Origin of the sequence: Parabacteroides sp. PH5-46 (assembly GCF_029892785.1) — a bacterium.
In the GTDB taxonomy this organism is placed as follows: Bacteria; Bacteroidota; Bacteroidia; order Bacteroidales; family Tannerellaceae; genus DFXE01.
The window spans coordinates 169688-190326 of sequence record NZ_JARXXA010000002.1; the positions used below are offsets into that span (position 1 = coordinate 169688).

16 protein-coding genes are annotated in these 20639 nt (G+C 44.8%); 12 read left to right on the top strand and 4 right to left on the bottom strand.

Annotated elements, in window-relative coordinates; genetic code table 11:
• Positions 1 to 109: 109 nt before the first annotated feature.
• Positions 110 to 358, bottom strand: coding sequence for a hypothetical protein (locus tag M2470_RS02590; RefSeq protein ID WP_280743530.1), 249 nt, complete (start codon positions 356 to 358; stop codon positions 110 to 112).
• Between the two features lie 130 nt (positions 359 to 488).
• Here M2470_RS02590 and ruvB point away from each other — a divergent pair, with 130 nt between their 5' ends.
• The 10 genes from ruvB to M2470_RS02640 all read left to right on the top strand — a co-directional run bounded on the left by ruvB (position 489) and on the right by M2470_RS02640 (position 12448).
• Complete coding sequence (gene ruvB / locus M2470_RS02595) at positions 489 to 1514, top strand: Holliday junction branch migration DNA helicase RuvB (RefSeq protein ID WP_280743661.1); 1026 nt, start codon at positions 489 to 491, stop codon at positions 1512 to 1514.
• Positions 1515 to 1517: 3 nt separating this feature from the next.
• Entirely contained in the window at positions 1518 to 3017 is a 1500-nt protein-coding gene (locus M2470_RS02600) for an oligosaccharide flippase family protein (RefSeq protein ID WP_280743529.1), read from the top strand.
• Between the two features lie 40 nt (positions 3018 to 3057).
• On the top strand, positions 3058 to 5190 hold the full coding sequence (locus M2470_RS02605; protein WP_348524181.1) for a S46 family peptidase: 2133 nt from the start codon (positions 3058 to 3060) through the stop codon (positions 5188 to 5190).
• Between the two features lie 175 nt (positions 5191 to 5365).
• Positions 5366 to 6310: an SPFH domain-containing protein gene (locus M2470_RS02610; RefSeq protein WP_280743527.1), complete on the top strand. Its 945-nt coding sequence runs from the start codon at positions 5366 to 5368 to the stop codon at positions 6308 to 6310.
• 7 nt (positions 6311 to 6317) lie between these two features.
• Complete coding sequence (locus M2470_RS02615; protein WP_280743526.1) at positions 6318 to 6524, top strand: Arc family DNA-binding protein; 207 nt, start codon at positions 6318 to 6320, stop codon at positions 6522 to 6524.
• Between the two features lie 158 nt (positions 6525 to 6682).
• Complete coding sequence (locus tag M2470_RS02620) at positions 6683 to 7369, top strand: ABC transporter ATP-binding protein (protein WP_280743525.1); 687 nt, start codon at positions 6683 to 6685, stop codon at positions 7367 to 7369.
• On the top strand, positions 7362 to 8639 hold the full coding sequence (locus tag M2470_RS02625) for an ABC transporter permease (RefSeq protein ID WP_280743524.1): 1278 nt from the start codon (positions 7362 to 7364) through the stop codon (positions 8637 to 8639). The genes M2470_RS02620 and M2470_RS02625 overlap by 8 nt, the downstream gene beginning before the upstream one ends.
• Positions 8640 to 8666: 27 nt before the next feature.
• Complete coding sequence (locus M2470_RS02630) at positions 8667 to 9929, top strand: ABC transporter permease (RefSeq protein ID WP_280743523.1); 1263 nt, start codon at positions 8667 to 8669, stop codon at positions 9927 to 9929.
• 20 nt (positions 9930 to 9949) lie between these two features.
• Positions 9950 to 11071: an efflux RND transporter periplasmic adaptor subunit gene (locus M2470_RS02635; protein ID WP_280743522.1), complete on the top strand. Its 1122-nt coding sequence runs from the start codon at positions 9950 to 9952 to the stop codon at positions 11069 to 11071.
• Positions 11072 to 11104: 33 nt separating this feature from the next.
• Entirely contained in the window at positions 11105 to 12448 is a 1344-nt protein-coding gene (locus M2470_RS02640; RefSeq protein WP_348524202.1) for a TolC family protein, read from the top strand.
• Between the two features lie 3 nt (positions 12449 to 12451).
• Here the strand turns inward: M2470_RS02640 and mgtE are convergent, their stop codons facing one another.
• Both mgtE and rsmA read right to left on the bottom strand, forming a co-directional pair.
• Positions 12452 to 13798, bottom strand: coding sequence for a magnesium transporter (gene mgtE / locus M2470_RS02645; RefSeq protein ID WP_280743520.1), 1347 nt, complete (start codon positions 13796 to 13798; stop codon positions 12452 to 12454).
• Positions 13795 to 14592 carry a 16S rRNA (adenine(1518)-N(6)/adenine(1519)-N(6))-dimethyltransferase RsmA gene (rsmA, locus tag M2470_RS02650; RefSeq protein ID WP_280743519.1) on the bottom strand — a complete coding sequence of 266 codons (798 nt, stop codon included), beginning with the start codon at positions 14590 to 14592 and terminating at the stop codon, positions 13795 to 13797. Before rsmA ends, mgtE begins: the two co-directional genes overlap by 4 nt.
• An 89-nt stretch (positions 14593 to 14681) precedes the next feature.
• Between rsmA and M2470_RS02655 the strand changes: the two genes are divergently transcribed.
• On the top strand, positions 14682 to 15689 hold the full coding sequence (locus M2470_RS02655; protein WP_280743518.1) for a lysylphosphatidylglycerol synthase transmembrane domain-containing protein: 1008 nt from the start codon (positions 14682 to 14684) through the stop codon (positions 15687 to 15689).
• Positions 15690 to 15720: 31 nt separating this feature from the next.
• Positions 15721 to 17205, top strand: coding sequence for a DUF3943 domain-containing protein (locus M2470_RS02660; protein ID WP_280743517.1), 1485 nt, complete (start codon positions 15721 to 15723; stop codon positions 17203 to 17205).
• Positions 17206 to 17302: 97 nt separating this feature from the next.
• Here the strand turns inward: M2470_RS02660 and M2470_RS02665 are convergent, their stop codons facing one another.
• Positions 17303 to 20608 (bottom strand): carboxypeptidase-like regulatory domain-containing protein, encoded by a 3306-nt coding sequence (locus M2470_RS02665; RefSeq protein ID WP_280743516.1) that lies wholly within the window; start codon positions 20606 to 20608, stop codon positions 17303 to 17305.
• Between the last annotated feature and the right edge of the window lie 31 nt (positions 20609 to 20639).

Here is a 20639-nt window from a genome sequence, read left to right on the forward strand (position 1 = left end):
TTTACCTCTGCTTGAGCACGGTCGAGCATTTTGATTTGTGTGGTTATTATTGAAAATTACCGCAGATCCGTTTTTAGGTGAGCGTGCTCAAACAAGGGTCGACAGATTTTTAGGCTCTATTTCGAGTGGATTTTCTGTCAATATACATCTCAAAAGGCCTGATTTGATAGATTTTTGCCCTAAAAAGGGAGGGGATAGCTGTTCTTTTTGGAGTGGCAAAAAGATAGTTGCTCAATGAAGAATGTGGAATGATGAATGACGAATATTTTAAAATGCGTTCTGCGTGTTCCGTTCTGCGTTCTGCTGCTTGCAAAACGATAAAGCTAAACCTCCAAATTAAGGCTTTCTTTGCAAGCATGCTCTGCTTTGGTTTCAAATGAAGGCTGTATGTGGAGGGTTCATTATCAAAATGCTATTAAATAGAAACGTGCGGGTTGTGGATGATTGACATTTGACGGATATTTGTATCTTTGCAGGTCATGGATAATATGGAAGATGATTTTGACATAAGGGATACTCGTTTGCCGGAGAGCGAGAGTGAATATCAGAATGCGTTGAGGCCGCTTTCTTTCCGCGATTTCAGCGGACAGGCGAAGGTGGTGGAGAACCTGAAGATATTCGTTACGGCTGCCCGGATGCGGAAGGAGGCCTTGGATCATGTGCTGTTGCATGGCCCTCCCGGACTGGGTAAGACTACCTTGTCAAACATCATTGCCAATGAGTTGGGAGTGGGCTTTAAGGTTACTTCCGGGCCGGTACTGGATAAGCCGGGAGATCTAGCCGGGGTGCTGACTTCACTGGAGAAAGACGATGTGCTTTTTATCGATGAAATTCATCGTCTAAGCCCTGTAGTAGAAGAGTATCTGTATTCGGCAATGGAAGACTACCGGATTGATATCATGATAGATAAGGGTCCGAGTGCCCGCTCTATACAGATTGAACTTTCTCCGTTTACTCTTGTAGGAGCTACTACGCGTAGCGGTTTGTTGACCAGTCCGTTGCGTGCCCGTTTCGGTATTAATATGCACCTGGAATACTATGAAGTAGATACGTTGACCAAGATTTTGCTACGTAGCGCTAATATACTGAATGTGAAATGTGACACAAATGCTGCTGTAGAGATTGCTTCCCGCAGCAGAGGTACGCCCCGTATTGCCAACTCGCTGTTGCGCAGAGTGCGTGATTTTGCCCAGGTAAAAGGTTCCGGTGATATTGATAAGGCCATTGCCTGCTTCGCCCTTGAAGCGCTGAATATCGACCGGTATGGGCTGGACCAGATAGATAACAAACTACTCACTACAATTATTGACAAGTTCAAAGGTGGACCGGTTGGGCTGACTACCATTGCCACGGCTTTGGGTGAAGACCCCGGCACCCTGGAAGAGGTATACGAACCGTTTTTGATAAAAGAAGGCTTTATCAAGCGGACGCCGCGTGGACGCGAAGTAACCGACCTGGCTTATACCCACCTCGGACGCAAACGAGGGGGCGAATTGGGATTCTTATTTGATTAGGAGATGGCAAAAGAAATGAAGCGGCTGGCAAAGGATACCGCCGTATATGGGTTGAGCAGTATTATCGGACGGTTTCTGAACTGGCTGCTGGTTCCCATGTACACGCGCGTCCTCTCCGGTCCCGGTGAATTCGGCATTTATACCAATTTGTATGCTTGGGTTGCCCTCTTGCTGGTTCTTCTCACGTATGGGATGGAAACGGGCTTTTTCCGCTTCATCAATAAGAAAGAAGAAACAGAGCCCCTGCGGGTGTATGGTACAACACTTTTCAGTCTGGGGACTACTTCTTTGCTGTTTATCCTGCTATCATTCCTGTTGCTTACTCCCTCCAGCCGCTTGTTGGGCTATGAAGACCATCCGGAGTATCTGGCTATGATGCTGGGTATTGTGGCGGTAGATGCCTTTTGCTCGATACCCTTTGCATACCTTCGTTATCAGGGGCGGGCCTATCGTTTTGCGGGTATAAAACTGCTGAGTATTTTCCTCAATATCATATTGAATATCTTTTTCCTGATCGTATGCCCCTGGCTGTATAAGCAAGCGCCCCAGGTGATAGACTGGTTCTATGTTCCCAACTATGGCGTGGGCTATGTGTTTGTTGCCAATGTGGCTACTACATTGGTTACGTTCCTGATACTGCTTCCCGATATGCTTCCGGGTTTCCGGCATAAGCCTGATTTCCCTTTGTTGAAGCAGATTCTGTACTATTCATTCCCCATCCTTATTCTGGGTATTGCAGGGGTATTTAACCAAACAGCCGACAAGATTATTTTCCCCTTCTTGTTTGAAGACAAAGAATATGCCAATGAGCAGTTGGGCATCTATGGTGCCTGCTTTAAGATTGCTGTTGTTATGGTGATGTTTATACAGGCATTTCGCTATGCCTATGAGCCTTTTATCTTTGCCCGGCACAAAAGCGGGGAGGATAATACCCGGGCATATTCCGAGGCGATGAAGTATTTCATCATCTTTGCTTTGCTTATCTTCCTGGGTGTTATGTTCTATATCGATATCCTGAAGTTGTTTGTGGCGCCGGATTACTACCCCGGGCTCAAGGTGGTTCCGATTGTTATGCTTGGAGAACTGTTCTTCGGCATCTATTTCAACCTGTCGCTTTGGTATAAACTGAGCGATCAGACGCAATGGGGCGCCTACTTCTCTCTTGCCGGATGTGTGGCTACAGTTCTTATTATCATACTGTTTGCTCCTGTTTATGGTTTTATGGCTTGTGCATGGGCTTCGTTTGTTTGTAACTTGTGCATGATGCTATTATCTTACTTTGTGGGGCAAAAGAAATTCCCGATTCCCTATGATTTAAGGTCAGCTTTTATTTACTTTGCGCTGGCTACGGTTTTATTTATTGCCGGAATGTTACCCTCAATCGAGAACGAGATACTCAGATTGGCCTATCGTACAGCCTTGTTGTTATTGTTTATAGTATTCATGATACGACGAGATCTTCCGCTTAGAGAATTACCATATATCGGCCGCTTTTTCAACTGAAACAGATTATTTTAAATAGATAAACACGAATATGAACTTAATGAAAAAAGTATGTGTGGGAGCTATGTTGTTAATGGCTACTGCACCATTATATGCCGATGAAGGCATGTGGGTACTGAAGGAACTGAACAAGCAGAACCTGGAGAGAATGAAAGAACTGGGATTTACCCCTTCTTATGAACAGTTATACAGTGAAACAGATCCGAGTGTAAGCAATGCCGTTGTTATTTTTGGCGGAGGCTGTACCGGTATTACCGTTTCGGCAGAAGGACTGATCTTTACCAACCATCATTGCGGCTATGGCGCTATCCAGCAACTAAGTAGTGTAGAACATGATTATCTGAAAGATGGTTTTGTTTCGCAAACAAAGGAAGAAGAACTACCTGTTCCGGGACTGAATGTTCGTTACCTCCGCGAAACAGTGGATGTGAGTGATCGTATCAATACAGCGATTGCCTCGTATGAATCGGAATACGAACGTTTGATGGCTGCCGATTCCATCGGTCGCGCTATTTGCGATTCTATCGGTGAAAGCGAGTTTTTATCGGCAGATGTAGTGCCCTTTTATGCAAACAATAAATACTTTCTGGTAGTATACGATGTATTCAGAGATGTACGTATGGTATTTGCACCGCCCAGCTCAGTTGGTAAATTCGGTGGCGACACGGATAACTGGATGTGGCCTCGCCATACCGGAGACTTCTCCGTATTCCGCGTATATGCCGATGCCGACAATAAAGCAACAGAATACAATGCCAATAATAAACCCTATAGCCCTAAATATGTAGCCGAGGTTTCTATCCAGGGTTATCAGGATAACGATTATGCTATGACAATCGGCTTCCCGGGAAGCACCAGCCGCTATATGAGCTCCTGGGGTGTTCAGCAACGGATAGAAGACAGCAATAAACCCCGTATCGAAGTACGCGGTGTTAAGCAGAATATCTGGAGAGAAGCCATGAGTGCCAGTGATGCCGTACGCATCAAATATGCCTCTAAATATGCAGGAAGTTCCAACTACTGGAAAAACTCCATCGGAATGAACCGTGGGCTGGCCAACCTGGGTGTTGTAAACCGCAAACAAGGAGAGGAAAAAGCCTTTGCCAACTGGGTAAACCAGGATGCCAAACGCAAAGAAAAGTATGGCAATGTATTAAGCTTGCTTGAAAAAGGATATACTTCTACCAACGAATATCGGAATATTTCTACCTATTTGCAGGAAACATTTCTGAGCGGAGCTGAAATCATCCGCCTGGCTCGTATGGTACAGAGTGTAGATGTAAAAGGCTCTACTGAAGACGAAGTGAATATCTTCCTTGAAGATCGTATCAAAGCCTTCTACAAAGACTACGAACCAACGCTCGATGAAAAGGTATTGACAGCCATGATGCAAGTGGCAAAAGAACGTGTGCCTGCAGAATTTCTTCCCGACATATATAAAACGGTAGACAAGAAATATAAAGGCAATTACGCGAAGTATGCCGCCGACCTGTTCAAGAAAACGAAGCTTTTATCGTATGATAATGTAGCCAAGTTGCTCAAAAATCCTAAAGAATATGAAAAGCTGAAAAAAGATCCGGCTGCCGAACTGAGCCTGTCTGTAATGTTGTCAATCTATGATTTACAACAACTTATGAATGAATCTCGCTACGGTATCATGAAGGGTGAACGTCTTTATTTCGCAGGCTTGCAGGAAATGCAGCCGGAAAAGGCTTTCTATTCAGATGCCAACTTCACGATGCGTATGAGTTACGGTTCTATCGGCGGATATCGCCCCTATGATGCAGCCTGGTATGACTATTATTCAACAGAAAAAGGCGTTTTGGAAAAAGAAAACCCCGATGACGATGAATTCTGGGTACAAAAAGAAATACTGGATTTGATCCGCAGCAAAAACTTTGGAACCTATGGCAACCCGGATGGAACCATCAACGTAAACTTCCTTTCCAACAATGACATTACCGGTGGAAACTCCGGAAGTCCGGTCTTCGACAAGAATGCCCGCGTAATCGGCCTTGCTTTCGACGGCAACTGGGAAGCCATGAGTGGTGACATCGCTTTCGAACCCGATCTGCAACGCTGCATCGGAGTAGACGTGCGCTACATGCTCTTCATGATCGACAAATGGGGCAAATGCCCTCGCCTGATCAACGAGCTTAAGCTTGTGAAGTAAGATACTCTTTACATAGAATAAAATAGAAGGCGCAGAGCAGAGTTTAAACTCTTGCTTCTGCGTCTTCTGTTTTTTTGTTTTGATTATTTAACAATATTATTTTGATAAATGTTTGTTTTTAAGAAAAATATCCTGTTTTTTTGTGATATCAAAATAATATCAAAAATATAATATTATGAAAGCTGTAGAGAAAGAATTTCATGGTGTGAAGTTATCAGGCTTTTTGGGCTTGCTTATTCTGTTTGTTGTTACGTGTTTTTTTATAGGCCTTTTGATGTTGGGTGAAGACTGGAGTATTATGACAGCTCTGACCTTGGGATTGGTTTTGATTACATTGTTAGCGCTTGGCTTTATGATTGTGGAGCCGAATGATGCCCGGGTGATGGTGTTTTTCGGGAAGTATAAAGGTACTATTACTAGCAATGGCTTCTTCTGGGTGAATCCTTTTTATGTGAAAAAGAAAATAACCTTACGTGCCAGGAACCTGGATGTGCCACCTATCAAAGTGAATGATAAAGTAGGTAACCCTGTGATGATTGGTGCTGTTATGGTGTGGAAAGTAAAAGATACCTATAAAGCAATGTTTGATATAGACTCTTCTTCGATAGAGAAAACAAATACCCATACAGGTATTACCTTTGCTCAATTATCTAAGCTGATGCAGAGCTACGAAAACTTTGTCAAGATACAGAGCGATGCCGCTTTGCGGAAGATTGCAGGAATGTATGCGTATGACTCCAACGAGAGTATGGGAGATAAAGTAACGTTGCGTTCTGATGATGGGGAAGTAGCCCAGAAGCTGGAAGAAGAGCTGAATAGCCGCTTAGCCATTGCCGGTATCGAGGTGATCGAAGCACGGATTAACTATCTGGCGTATGCTTCCGAGATTGCCGGAGTGATGCTTCGCAGACAGCAGGCTGATGCCATTATTGCCGCCCGCGAGAAAATAGTAGAAGGAGCTGTTAGTATGGTGCAGTTAGCATTAGACAAGCTGGATAGAGAGCAGGTAGTAGAGTTGGATGAAGAGAAAAAGGCGGCTATGGTCAGCAATTTGCTGGTGGTTCTCTGTGCGGATGAAGCGGCTCAGCCAGTCCTCAATACAGGAACTTTACATCATTAATCTTTCTATGGCCAAAAAGGAAAATACAAATAAGAGTTTTATTTTACGCATCGATGCTGAGATGATGGAAGCTATCGAAGCCTGGGCTGCGGATGAGTTTCGCAGTACCAACGGACAGATTCAATATATTCTAGATCAAGCCTTGCGTAAAGCAGGCAGAGGTAAGAAGAAACGAAAGACCAACCCCGAAAAAGGCGAAGAGGGCGCGGAATGATCCATCTGTCATTTCGTTAATGTTTTGTAAATATGAGTACCTTGCGATACAAGGTATTGGTGTGCTGGATATATTTGCGGAGTGTAAAAATGTTTCCCTAGCTTGTAACAAAAAAGATAATTTGTACGTCTAATAAATAGAAAAGTAACTACAATAGTATGATTATTCAGTTGGATGGAATAAACAAAACGTACTTCAACGGAGCCCCATTGCACGTTTTGAAAGGTATAGACCTAGGTATTGAGAAAGGAGAAATGGTTGCTATTATGGGAGCTTCCGGGTCCGGAAAATCAACCCTTTTGAATATCCTGGGCATCTTGGATACCTATGACACGGGTACTTATACCCTAAATGGGCAGTTGATCCGGGATTTGAGTGAGAGTAGAGCTGCTGAGTTGAGAAACAAGATGATCGGATTTATCTTTCAATCGTTCAATCTGATTTCCTTTAAGAATGCCATGGAAAATGTGGCACTTCCCCTTTATTATCAAGGAATCAAGCGGAAAAAGCGAAATGCCATAGCTATGGAATACCTGGATATGGTAGGGTTGGCTGATTGGGCAGAACATATGCCGAATGAATTATCCGGTGGACAGAAGCAGCGTGTGGCCATTGCCCGGGCGTTGATAGCCAAGCCGCAAGTGATATTGGCCGATGAACCGACAGGTGCTCTTGATAGTGTAACTACAGTAGAAGTGATGGAGCTTTTGCGTTCCGTTAACAAGGAAGGCATGACCATGATTATCGTAACCCATGAACAGTCTGTTGCCGATGTGACAGACCGTATTATCCGTTTGAAAGACGGCCTTATCGAACAAATCGAAATCGTTCCGCATTATGCTTGACTTTGACAGTCTACGTGAAATATGGAGCACCATGAAGAAGAACAAGCTCCGTACCTTTCTCACCGGTTTTTCCGTGGCATGGGGGATCTTTATGCTGATTGTCCTGTTGGGAGCGGGTAATGGTCTGGCAAATGGAATTGCTCATAACTTCCGCGACATGGCTGAGAATACGGTCTATTGTTGGTCGCAATATACAACACTCCCTTACAAAGGATATCAGCCGAATCGTAGCCTCAACTTCACGGAAGATGATGTTTTTGCGATTAAAAGGCAGTTTCCGGAAGTAAACCTCATTTCTCCGGTCCGGCAACGAAACGACACAATTACCTTCGATCAGGAATATCTGACAGGTACTATACTGTCTGTGCATCCGGACTTTAACTCAATTATGTATATCCCTGTCTTGTCCGGTAAAGGGCGATTCCTGAACAAAATAGACTTACAGCAACGTCGGAAGGTAATCGTATTGAGCCCACGTATGGTGGAAGTGCTTTTCCGCGATTCTATCGAACCTTTAGGTCAGCATGTGAAACTTGGAAACCTGATGTTTCAGGTGATAGGGGTTTACCAGGACGACAATAAAAGCAACGATGCTCCGGCTTATATTCCGTTTTCTACCAGTCAGCTGTTGTACGAAAACGGACGTAAGGTGTATAGCCTCCGTTTTACTCTTAAAGGTATACATACAGAGCCGGCGGAAGAAGATTTTACCAACAGGTTTCGCAAATATATGGCCCGGCGACTCCAGTTCGACCCTGAAGACAAGAATGCTATCGGGATGTACAGTACGGGGCAGGAGTTCCGTATGTGGCAGGGGATGACAAACGGTATTGCCTTGTTTATCTGGATAGTCGGCATCGGAACGCTTATGGCCGGAATTGTAGGTGTGAGTAATATCATGCTGATTACAGTCAGGGAGCGGACAAGAGAGTTTGGTATTCGTAAGGCGATTGGCGCTAAACCCGCTTCCATCCTAAAGTTAATCATCGTTGAGTCCGTTTTGGTTACCGCTGTTTTCGGATATATAGGTATGATTACGGGAATCGGATTAACCGAGTTGATCAATTACGTAATGGAAATGGCGAATGCCGGAGCACCGAGTGGAGGAAATCCGGGAGAGAATACAACAGTATTCCGCAACCCGACGGTAAGTCTGGGAATCTCGATGGCTGCAACCGGCGTATTAATCGTTGCCGGTGTACTGGCAGGTTACTTCCCGGCCCGGAAAGCAGTGAAGATTACAGCAGTTGAGGCCATGAGGGCAGAATAACAGAATAACTCAATAACAAACTGATAAATGTTTGATATAGATAGATGGATAGAAATATGGGTAACCATCACCCGTAATAAAACACGTAGTTTGCTTACCTGTTTCGGTGTATTCTGGGGCATCCTGATGCTGGTTATCCTGCTGGGGTCTGGAACCGGGATGAAGAACGGAATTATGGGTAATTTCAAGGGCTTTGCGACTAATTCGTTGTTTTTCTATACCGACCGGACGAGTGAAGCGTATAAAGGCTTCAACAAAGGGCGTTGGTGGAATATGCGCAACCGGGATATAGAGTCAATAGTAGATCAAGTTGAGGGTGTAGAAGATATCTCTCCGATTATTTGGGGAAACCGTTCCGATAAGAATGTAGTATTCGGACAGCTGACCGGAACATATAATGTAAAAGGAGTTTTACCTGATTATTTTAATATTGAAACACAAGAACTTTTCTACGGGCGCTTATTGAATGACGTTGATATCCGGGATAAACGAAAAGTTTGCCTGATAGGCTCAAAGGTAAATGAAGTACTTTTTCGTAATCAGAATTCTTGTGGCAACTATGTGCGTGTCAATGGCTTGTACTATCAGGTGGTAGGGGTAGTCAAAGCGCGTTCATCCAATATTAATATAGGGGGACGCTCGGAGGAGTCGGTTTTCCTTCCTTTCTCGACGATGCAACAAACCCTGAATCAGGGCGATATCCTGCACTTTCTTTGTGTTAGTGTAAAACGTGGTGTCCCTGTGCAAGTCGTTATAGATGGAATCACTTCGATATTGAAAGCCCAGAATGAAATTGCGCCTACCGACCCGCAGGCTGTAGGAACAGTGAACCTGGCAGCCCAGTTTGCCACTTTTGAAATGCTGTTTACCGGTATCGATATTCTGGTGTGGCTGGTAGGAATGGGTACTTTATTAGCCGGGATTATCGGGGTGAGTAACATTATGATGGTGACGGTTAAGGAGCGGACGAAAGAAATCGGAGTGAGGCGTGCTTTAGGTGCGAAACCTTTCAATATTATCTCTCAGGTAATGAGCGAAAGCCTTGTGTTGACATCACTTGCCGGTTTGCTGGGACTTAGCCTGGGGGTGTTTCTGCTTGATGTCGTCAACAAGGTGCTGTCTGCCCAACCTCCGAGCGGAGATGGTACTTTCTTTGAGAATCCGGAGGTAAGTATTCAGACTGCAGTAGCTGCTACAATCGTGCTGCTGTTTAGTGGGTTGCTGGCCGGCTTGATCCCTGCCTGGCGGGCGATGCAGATTAAAGCGATTGATGCAATACGTGAAGAATAATAACAAACAACAATAAAGTCATGAAAAATCGTATTTGGAAAAAGATCCTGCGAATTATCCTATTAACACTTGTAGGTGTTGCTGTTCTCGGAACATTTTATTTCTTGTGGAAAAAGGCTCAGCCTGTGATAACTGTGTATGAAATCGTGACGCCTGAAACAGGAACGGTGGAGACGAAAACGGTTGCAACAGGTAATGTTGAACCCCGCTATGAAGTACTGATTAAACCTCAGATTTCCGGTATTATTTCCGAACTAATGAAAGAAGCCGGGCAGATGGTGAAAGAAGGTGAGATTATCGCTCGTATCAAGGTTATCCCAGAGATGGTACAGCTAAACAGCGCTGAGTCGCGGGTAAACGTAGCCGAGATATCCCTGAAACAGGTAGAAGAAACATTCAAGCGAGACGAAACCCTCTTCAATCAGGGAGTTATTGCCCGGGAAGATTTCGATATCTCACAAGCTAATTATTTGAAAGCGAAAGAAGAGAAAGCGAATGCCCAGAATGCTCTGGAAATCATTCGTGACGGTATCGCTAAGAACTCAAAAGTTACCAGTACAACACAGATCCGGAGTACCATTACAGGTATGATCCTGGATGTTCCGGTGAAAGTAGGTAACTCCGTGATCCAGTCGAACAACTTCAACGACGGAACAACGATTGCTTCCGTAGCGGATATGAATGATATGATTTTCCGTGGAAATGTGGACGAAACAGAGATCGGACGTATCAACGAAGGCATGCCGATAAAACTGACGGTAGGAGCGATGGAAAGCCGCGTATTTGACGCTACCTTGGAATATGTATCTCCCAAGGGGGTTGAGAAGAACGGTGCCATACAGTTCGAGATCAAAGCTGCCGTATCCATCCCCGAAGACGCTTTCATCCGTGCCGGATATAGTGCAAACGCTGAAATCGTATTAAAACGTGCCGAAGATGTATTGACGATCCCCGAAAGTACTGTTGAATTCAACGGCGATTCAGCCTTTGTTCAGATCGTGAAACAAGAGAAGCCGGAGCAGCTGTTTGAACGTCATTATGTGAAGACAGGTCTCTCTGATGGAATCAAGTTAGAGATAAAAGAAGGTCTTACCGCCAGTGATAAAATCCGTGGAGCGGCTATCGATCCTAAAAAGAAATAACTTCAAACAACGAATGGTATGAAGAAACGTATGATGATCTATTTGCCTGCTTTGCTGCTTTTCATGGGTATGCAGGCGCAGGCTCAGCAGGAAAAGCAATGGACGCTTGAAGAGTGTATACAATATGCCATCGAGCATAATATAGACCTGAAGCAACAGGAGCAGACACAAGACCTCCGCGAGATCGAGCTGAATACAAGTAAGAGTAGTTGGCTACCCAGTTTGAATGCAAATATGGGGCAAAACTTTGACTTCGGGCGTTCCCCCTCTAATGAAGGGACGTATTCGCAGAGTAATTCAGCCAACTCTTCACTCTACCTGCAACTGAGTATGCCTTTGTTTGATGGTTTGAAGATCCCGAACGATATTGCAGCCCGCAAACTAAGCCTTCAGGCTGCCGTAGAATCGTTGAATAAGGCAAAAGAAGACCTTTCCATCGGGGTAGCTTCTTACTTTGTACAGGTGCTCTACAATAAGGAAATCCTGAAGATAGCCGAATTGCAAGTAGCGCTTACCGGTGAACAGGTGAGCCGTACCGAAGCATTGGTGAATGCCGGAAAGGTACCCTTGTCTCAGCTATACGATATCAAAGCGCAACTGGCTAAGGATGAGGTAACCCTTACAGAGGCAAAAAACAATGTCAATCTGGCCTTGCTGAATCTGACTCAGTTGCTTGAAATGGAGCGAAGCGGTATCAACTTCGATGTGAGTGTTCCCGAGGTAGGAGATGCTGTTTCCACCTATATGGGGAGTATCATCCCTCCCGATAATGTGTATAATAATGCAGTAGCAGTCAAGCCGCAGATTAAACAGCAGGAATACTTGCTGGAGAGCCGGAAGAAGATGTTGAAGGTAGCCCAGGCAGAATACTATCCCAAGCTGAACCTGAATGCCAGTTACAGCAACGGCTATTATTACTACTACGGAGATACCCCTTGGACTGGAGGTAATGCCAGTTTTAAAGACCAGATCAAAAGCAATGAAGGAAAAACCATTGGTCTGAGTCTGAGTATTCCTATATTCAACCGTTTCCAGGTGCGCAATAGCGTACGCACGGCCCGGGTAAATATTGTGAATCAGGAACTCGTTATGGAAAATTCGAAGAAAACGCTCTACAAGGAGATACAACAGGCCTATTATAATGCGACTGCTTGGCAGGATAAATACATTTCAGCCGAGAAATCTGTTGAAGCCAGCAAAGAGGCCTTCTCGTATGCCGAAGAGCGCTATGCCGCAGGGAAAAGTACGGCGTTCGAGTATAATGAAGCGAAAACCAAGTATGCTCAAAGCCTATCCGAACAGGCACAGGCGAAGTATGAATTCATCTTCCGGACAAAAGTACTTGATTTCTATAACGGAACACCTATTACGCTATAAGCCTTACAGCAACATAGAAGTAATATACATATAGATCATCATACCGATGATATCGTTGGTAATGGTAATAAACGGTCCGGTGGCAAGCGCCGGATCGATTTTTAATTTATTCAACGTCATAGGAACCAATGTGCCGAAGATGCTGGCAAACATCACAACCGCAAAAAGACTGAGCGAGACAGAGGCTGTAATGGCTCGGTCGCCTAAGGTGAAGTAATTGTAAATAAAGACAATCAGACTAATCATACTGGCGTTGATAAGTGCTACCACCGACTCTTTCAATACCTGAGAAAGAATATTGCTGGCTTTTAAGGTATTGTTTGCCAGGCCTTGTACCACGATAGCCGATGATTGAATCCCTACATTTCCGCCTGTTCCACCGATCAAAGGGATAAATAAAGCCATTTTCGGATTGGTGGCAAAGCCGCTTTCAAATCCTCCCAGTAAGATAGAATTACCCAGTCCGCCTATCATGCCGATCACCAACCAGGGTAGGCGTGCGGCAGTTTGCTGAATCACATTATCAGATGATTCTACGTCCTGCGAGATACCGGAAGCCAACTGATAATCCCTTTCGTGTTGCTCGCGTACTTCGTCCATCACGTCATCGATGGTGATGCGTCCTACCAGCCTGCCGATGCTGTCTACTACAGGCAGGGCTACCAAGTCGTATTTCTCGATCACTAAGGCCACCTCTTCGATGCTGTCGCCATCATGTACCACAATCGGCTCTTTCTTCATTACATGCTTGATCTTGGATACCGATGGATTGGTAATCATTCGCTTCAGCGGGAGGACGCCCTTCAGGCGTTCGTCATCGTCTACTACATATACATAGTAAATCTCGTCTATTTCTTCGGCCTGGCGGCGCATTTCTTCAATGCATTGGGGCATACTCCAGTTCTCGTTTACAACGATCATTTCGGTACCCATGAGCCCCCCGGCTGTGTCTTCGTCGTATTTCAGCAGGTCTACGATGTCCCCGGCTTGCTCTACGTCTTCAATGTGGGAGAGGATCTCTTCCTGCGTGTTTTCGTCCAGCCCGCGCATCAGGTCTACGGCATCATCTGTTTCCAGATTGTCTACCAGGCGCTTGGCGATTAATTCGCTGGGCAGCTCTTTCAGCAGCTTGTTTCTCTCCTCTTCATCCAGCTCCATTAAGGTATCAGCAGCCTTTTCACCGTCCAGTAACGAGTAGAGGTAGATACCTGCTTGTGTATTTATTTCCTGGAATAATTCAGCTATATCTGCCGGGTGAAGCTCCTTCAGTATCTCCTGTGCTTTCAGGTCATCTTTTTGTTCGATGATCTTTTCCAGGCTTTCTCTGAAATCTTTTGTTAGTTCAATCATGGCGTAGTTTGCGTTTTAAGGTAAGCGTCAGTCAGTAATGTAAGCTCTACGAATTGCTCTACCGAGAGTTGCTCCGGCCTTTGTCCGAATATGGGAAGCTCATAGTTGGGATAGTCTTTCCCCAGCAGTGGCTTCATGGAGTTTCTCAATACTTTCCGGCGTTGGTTGAAAGACGTTTTTACTACTGTTTTGAACAATTTTTCGTCGCAGCCCAGCGAGGTGCGTTTGTTCCGGGTAACCCGGATAACACCGCTTTTTACCTTTGGGGGCGGGTCGAATACCTGCTCGCTAACGGTAAACAGGTACTCTACATCGTACCAGGCTTGCAGCAAAACACTCAGAATGCCATAGGTTTTATTGCCCGGACCCGAAGCCAGGCGTTCGGCCACTTCTTTTTGCAACATACCGGAACAACAGGGAATACGATCCTTGTTTTCCAATACCTTGAAGAATATCTGGCTCGAGATATTGTAAGGGTAATTGCCGATAACACAAAATTCGGAAGGGAATAACTCCTGCAAGTTCAGTTGCAGAAAATCGCCAACTACGATTCGGCCATGCAGCTCGGGGAAGTGAACATTCAGGTAAGCTACGGATTCTGTATCCAGTTCAACAACAGATAAATCCTGACCGGCATCCAGCAAGAAGCGGGTAAGAACACCCATTCCGGGGCCGATTTCCAATATCGGCAGGCCTTTGTAGCCCAGCAATGTATCGGCAATCCGTTTGGCAACTTGCAGGTCCTTCAGGAAATGCTGGCCTAATGCTTTTTTTGGTCTTACTAACCTTGTCACTTCTTTTGCTGAAAATGTTTGTATTAAAATATATTATTATCTTTGCGGCTGTACAAAAGTACAACAAATAATTAAATTTTCTGCTCAGGATGGCTTTTAAGAAGATACTGCGTAAGTTTGTTAAAGTAATATTCCCGTTATTAATCGGATTTCTGTTATTGTGGTTTTTATATCGTGAGATGGATTTTAAGGAAATCTGGCTTGTCGTAAAAAAGGGGGTGCGTTACGATATCCTTCTTTTATCGTTATTGTTCGGGCTGTTGGGAAATGTTGTCCGTGGCTTCCGCTGGGGGTTGCTGATCAGCTCTCTGGGCGAAAAGTTTAAGATGAGTAACCTTATCTATGCGGTATTGGGTAATTATACTGTCAATCTGGTTTTGCCGCGCGTAGGCGAGGTATGGCGCTGTGGTGTGATTGCCAAGTACGAAAAAATTCCTTTTACCAAATTATTCGGTACCCTGTTGATAGACCGCGTGGCCGATACCGTGACAGTTGGTTTGCTGGCCTTTCTGATTTTTGTATTCAATATCTCTTTCTTTCAAAAGTTTCTGGCGCGTAATCCGGAATTACTGGAAAGTTTTCAGAATAATTTCAGCATTGTATGGATCATCCTGGGAATCGTTATTCTGGTTGCCGCTGTCTGGTACACCTTCTCCCGCCTGAGTCATATCGCTTTGGTGCAGAAAGCCAAAGGGATGTTGTCCAACGTTTGGGAAGGGATGAAAAGCGTCTGGTTGATAAAATACAAATTCCGTTTTATCCTGGAAACACTTATGATCTGGGGATCCTATTTTCTGTATTTCTATATTGCCTTCTTCGCTTTTGATTTTACACGCGACCTGGGACTGGATGTAGGGTTGATAGCCTTTACCATGAGTAGTATCGGTGTGGCAGTGCCTATACAGGGTGCGATAGGCCCCTGGCACTTTATGGTCATCGCTACATTGGTTATTTTCGGTGTAAACGAGAACGATGCCGCCGCCTTTGCCTTAGTAGTACATACAATACAATCGGTGATCTGGACAGGTCTTTGCGGACTCGTTGGTATAATTGCTCTTCCCCTTACCAATAAAACGGTAGAAACTACAGAAAAATAAATATAGTTCGGTGTAAACAGCCTGAAAGGTGATGATGAAGCATGCTGTATCTGTACTAATCCTATTTCTTAGCTGTCATTTTTGTGCCTATTCTCAAATAGGGATCAGAAAGCTGACGTCTATCCCTCGATTGGCAGACTCGGTAGATGTGGCATATCATTCAAAAAAGAATGGATGGCGTGCCGGAGGAATGGTCTTTGGCGTTAATATGGCGGTCTGGACATTCGATCGTTTCATACAGAAGGGCGATTTCGCTTATATAAACGGACATACAATCAAAGAAAACTTCCGACACGGTTTTATCTGGGACAACGACCAGATGGGAACTAATATGTTCCTACACCCCTACCATGGCAGCCTGTACTATAACTCTGCCCGATCAAATGGCTATAATTACTGGCAATCCGGCCTGTATTCGTTTGCCGGAAGCTGGATGTGGGAGATGTTTATGGAATGTGAATTCCCTTCTACCAACGATATCATCGCAACACCTATCGGTGGATTGGCATTGGGAGAAGTCTTTTACCGAACCACAGATCTTATTCTGGACGATCGGGCGAGAGGGAATGCCCGCTTCGGGCGCGAACTGGCAGCTTTACTCATCTCTCCCACACGCGGACTAACCCGTATCATAAATGGCGAGGCCTGGCGGAAAAGGCCTACCTCCGGCAAGCAGTTTGGAGTGCCGGAAGTGTATGTGGAAGTCTCCATGGGTATTCGCGCCCTGGAATTGGAAGACGATATATTCGACCAGGGGGTAGGATTCGGAACAGAAATAAATATAGAATATGGTGACCGCTTTGATGCTGAAAACAAGAAACCATACGACTACTTTTCTGTAAAAGCAGCGATTAATGCGCAGGCATCTCAGCCAATACTGGGACAATTGAATATTATCGGACGCCTGGCAAGTAAAGACATTTGGGATACTAAGAAAGACTATATGAGTATAGGCCTGTATCAGCATTTCGATTATTACGATTCCGATACGATTTCGGCTGTGTCTGCCAAAACGCCCTATAAGTTCTGTACGCCGGCTTCATTCGGGGTAGGCCTTATATATCAAAACAAACGATTTAAACGCTGGGATGTAGACGCATTTGCACATGCCAACGCCATTATATTGGGAGGTGCCCTGAGTGACTATTACCAGGTAGATGAGCGCAACTATAACCTGGCAAGCGGTTTCAGTACCAAAGTAGGTTTCAACTTTGTGTATAAGAAAGGCAAGTTCGCGGCATCGACCTTCTACGAAGTCTATCGTATGTACACCTGGAAAGGTTATCCCGACGATATAGACTGGGACGACTTCAACAGTAAAACCCTGGACGCCCAGGGCGATAAATCCAAAGCTATACTACATGCCGTAAGCCTGCGCATGGACCTGCGACTGAAAAATAACTTTTACCTCACAAACATAAACACAGCCTACAGCAGGGAGACCCATTACAAAAAGTTTGAAAACGTACTCTCTACCACCGGAGAAAGCCGATTAATGCTCACTTATAAGTTCTAAAAGCTAAAAATTTCACCCGGTTGAGAAAAAAATCTCACTGGGATGAGAAAAAATTCTCATGCAGGTGAGAAAAAGTTCTCATCCCAATGAAACTTTTTTATTTTACTATAAAATTCAGCACCTTTTCCTTGTCTTTTACTTTCTCTAGCAGGATGGTTTTTTTGACGATCTTCTCGTCTTTTCGCCCCCAATTACGATAGACGTTTATATAGGCTTTGGCTTTTGAGGCGGTTTTGACCTGCGAATCGCTATAGTAATTCAAGGCGATATGGTACTTTCCGGGTACGGCATTCTTCAATACATACATTTCCGGGCCGTAGCCGTCTGTTACGTCTTTGGTGAGTTGTCCGCCTATTTCGGTGCTGGTATGTCCATAGAAACACTCTTCACCTGTCGGCTCAATCACATGCAAGTCTATGTCCGTATTGTCTATATTCCAGCTTACAACGACAACGATATCGGCTTCTTTAATCAGTAAATCATCATCCGTCAGTATTTCTTCCACCTGCTTTTTAAAGTGGGTGATGTATTCTTTGGTATGATTCGTGAGCTTATATACGGATGCATCGGCTAGTTTGTTCAGGTATTTGAGGCATTGCAAGGCTGCAATCGACTGGAAATCGCCATATTCGCTATCCCAGTCGGCATTCAGGCAGATGTAGTAGTAGATGATTGCCAGATCGATGTTGCCTGATTGGGCAAGCGCATCGGCTGCCATTTGGTACGAAATGGCTTCTCCCTGCCGCCAGTCGATGATCCGTTTCATCATATAGTACGACTGATCTCCCATGCCCCAATCGGTAGCTACCATTGCTATATCCCGTATGGCCTGTACGTCGGAAGCATTTCTTTCCACCACAGAACTTAACAGTTTTAAAGCATCTCCTTTGCTTCCTAAACGGCTCTGGCGCTTGCGTGACAGCCGGTATATAGCATCAAAGCGCAGGTCTTCATCAGCCAGAGCCTCTTGTTCTTCAGATGATTGCTGCTCTGTGGTGTACAGGTTGTAACGTATGGGTTTGAGTTGAATATCAAAGGCATAGTCGGGCAATGCATTGAGATATTGCATGAATTCATCGTCAGGGTCGAGGTCTATAATGCTGTTGTTTCCTCTCAATCGTTCAATCCATGCGATGAAGTTTGCCTTCGGATCACCCAGGGATAGTCCGGCATCCAGGGCTTCCAGTTCTTTGATAATACGGTCTACCGTACATTCTTCTACGAATTCATCGGGATCTCCGTCTATCCCAAATTCCTCATAATCGCTTTCACTTTCCAGCATCAGGAAAGAGGTGTATTGTCCGGGCACCTGATAATAGGTAGAGTAGTTAATGGCGGCTTCCTCTGCTTTAAAGCCATAGTTGTCCAGGTAAGACAGAGCGATCTGCCCATAAATACGTGAAGAGAGTATGGAATTGATTCTTTCCGCATCCCGGAAAACAAGTGTCTGGCTTTCCATACCGTTGTTCACTTTAATTTGGATATTCCCGGAGGGGATGCCCCGGCCTGTGAAGATCAACTTTTGCCCGTTGTATAATTGTGTCGGAGAGCCTGAAACCAGGAAATCCTTTATCCCTTCTACCTGTATCTCTTCAATGCTCCAGGGCTTGAAACGGAACGATTTAGCCGTAAGCCCGGCTTCTTCCTCACCGGTTACGGTAAAAGAAAAGCCGTTGGTAGAGTTACTCAGGAAGTTCAACAACCCGATATTTGTTCCCGACAGGCCTGTCTTATACGTGTGGATCCGGTCTCCTTTATGGAGTGTCTTGATGAATGAATGTTTGTTTGTTTCGCCCCAGTTGTAATCTGCATCACTCATCAGGAAAATATGTTTCGCCTTGTTTTCTTTGAGCCAGGAAGGAACAGAGGCTTCTGTAAGGGCATCGGCTATATTGGTCGCCCCTTCCAAAGCCAGTGTATTGGCATAAGTAAGGAATCCGTTCAGGTTGTAGTAATTGTTCTTTTCGTAATAATTCTTGTACCAGAAATGGTCGATATTGAAGCAGAGAACGCCAAAGCGCTTGATAATATCCCGGTTCTGAGTAAGTATTTCGTCCATAAGTTTGAGCCATACGTTGAACTTATCGGGATTTGAACTTAAAGAGACATCCAACAGGAAAACGGCATCTTCGGGTATGTCTTCCTGCATGTGTTCCGGAAGTTCTACCCTGTAGTTGGCTCCGAAATAAGCGATATTTTCGTTTTCATCGTCGCTTTCCGACTGAACAAGCATCACCGGCTGTATGCTGTTGTAATGAATCGTATATTCTTTTTGTTTGGGATTTTTGATCGTGTAATACGTCCGTCCGCCCGTTGTATACTGTGGGGCTAACTGAGGCTGTATTTCCAGAGGAAGACTGCCGGAGTGATGGGCAGAGATATCAACCTGAAGGTCTTTCTCTGTTTTAGGTAAAGACAAGATATATTCCCTGAAATCGTAGGCTTCTGTCATGTTCAGGTCGTAACCGATAACGACACGGTGCAGCTTATCCATCGCCAGCGGGAATACACGGCATGAAAACATATCGGCTCCTCCCCATTCCATCAATGCCGGATCGATATTGGCTGAAACGGTCTGTTCATACGCTTTGGCAGCTTTCTGCTTCGATACGATACGTGCCTCTTTTACGTTGTCCCATTCCCGATCACTCATATCTTCAATACCTTTGTACGTCAGGTTGAATTTATCCGGCTCATACATGATGTAAGGAATCTCTTTGTCGCTTTCATCCAGGTATTCGGTCTCTCCGAATGCAAAATAATAGGGTGTTGCATCGGTAGGCAGTTTTAGTTTGAAAACACCCTCCAAACCATCCTTTTTATCGTTGAAGAAAAAGCAATCCATCAATACCCGTACCCTGAATCCATCGATCTGGATAGCTATTTGTGAGGCTTCAAGAGGGATGAAATCATTGTCTCCCACTTCCAGCCGGATGGAATTGTCTGCCATACCGGAACGTTTCCAGGTAGTAGCTTTTTTATCTTTGCCGTCTTTTCCCTGTAAGCTCTTTGCGGAAATACTGCTTATAGAGCCCGAGAGGCTTCTTTGTGCCTGTACACCATATCCTACAATTACCACTTCGTCGAGCGTTTGGTGATCTTCTGTCATCACCACTTCGTAATGATCTTTGTCACCAATCTCTATCTCATGTGTAATGTATCCGATAAACGATACAACCAAGGTCGGGGATGGAGTATCGGGGGTAATTATCAGTTCAAACGTACCATCAATGGAGGATATCGTTCCTGTAGTAGTTCCTTTCAGTAGAATAGACGCCCCGATGATGGGCTCTCCGATCTCGTCCTTTACCAGGCCGGAAATTCTTCTTGTTTGGGCTTGCGCAACGGTTGAAAACAATAATGTGAGTAACAGTAACAGGTTAAATAGCAGACTTTGTTTCATATTGTCGAGAGTTGTTTTTGTAAAAATAAAG

Excerpts from the sequence above, each read along its gene's own strand:
- M2470_RS02590 (WP_280743530.1), bottom strand. The coding sequence starts at position 358 with ATGCTTGCAAAGAAAGCCTTAATTTGGAGGTTTAGCTTTATCGTTTTG.
- ruvB (WP_280743661.1), top strand. The coding sequence starts at position 489 with ATGGAAGATGATTTTGACATAAGGGATACTCGTTTGCCGGAGAGCGAG.
- M2470_RS02600 (WP_280743529.1), top strand. The coding sequence starts at position 1,518 with ATGGCAAAAGAAATGAAGCGGCTGGCAAAGGATACCGCCGTATATGGG.
- M2470_RS02605 (WP_348524181.1), top strand. The coding sequence starts at position 3,058 with ATGAAAAAAGTATGTGTGGGAGCTATGTTGTTAATGGCTACTGCACCA.
- M2470_RS02610 (WP_280743527.1), top strand. The coding sequence starts at position 5,366 with ATGAAAGCTGTAGAGAAAGAATTTCATGGTGTGAAGTTATCAGGCTTT.
- M2470_RS02615 (WP_280743526.1), top strand. The coding sequence starts at position 6,318 with ATGGCCAAAAAGGAAAATACAAATAAGAGTTTTATTTTACGCATCGAT.
- M2470_RS02620 (WP_280743525.1), top strand. The coding sequence starts at position 6,683 with ATGATTATTCAGTTGGATGGAATAAACAAAACGTACTTCAACGGAGCC.
- M2470_RS02625 (WP_280743524.1), top strand. The coding sequence starts at position 7,362 with ATGCTTGACTTTGACAGTCTACGTGAAATATGGAGCACCATGAAGAAG.
- M2470_RS02630 (WP_280743523.1), top strand. The coding sequence starts at position 8,667 with ATGTTTGATATAGATAGATGGATAGAAATATGGGTAACCATCACCCGT.
- M2470_RS02635 (WP_280743522.1), top strand. The coding sequence starts at position 9,950 with ATGAAAAATCGTATTTGGAAAAAGATCCTGCGAATTATCCTATTAACA.
- M2470_RS02640 (WP_348524202.1), top strand. The coding sequence starts at position 11,105 with ATGATCTATTTGCCTGCTTTGCTGCTTTTCATGGGTATGCAGGCGCAG.
- mgtE (WP_280743520.1), bottom strand. The coding sequence starts at position 13,798 with ATGATTGAACTAACAAAAGATTTCAGAGAAAGCCTGGAAAAGATCATC.
- M2470_RS02655 (WP_280743518.1), top strand. The coding sequence starts at position 14,682 with ATGGCTTTTAAGAAGATACTGCGTAAGTTTGTTAAAGTAATATTCCCG.
- M2470_RS02660 (WP_280743517.1), top strand. The coding sequence starts at position 15,721 with ATGATGAAGCATGCTGTATCTGTACTAATCCTATTTCTTAGCTGTCAT.
- M2470_RS02665 (WP_280743516.1), bottom strand. The coding sequence starts at position 20,608 with ATGAAACAAAGTCTGCTATTTAACCTGTTACTGTTACTCACATTATTG.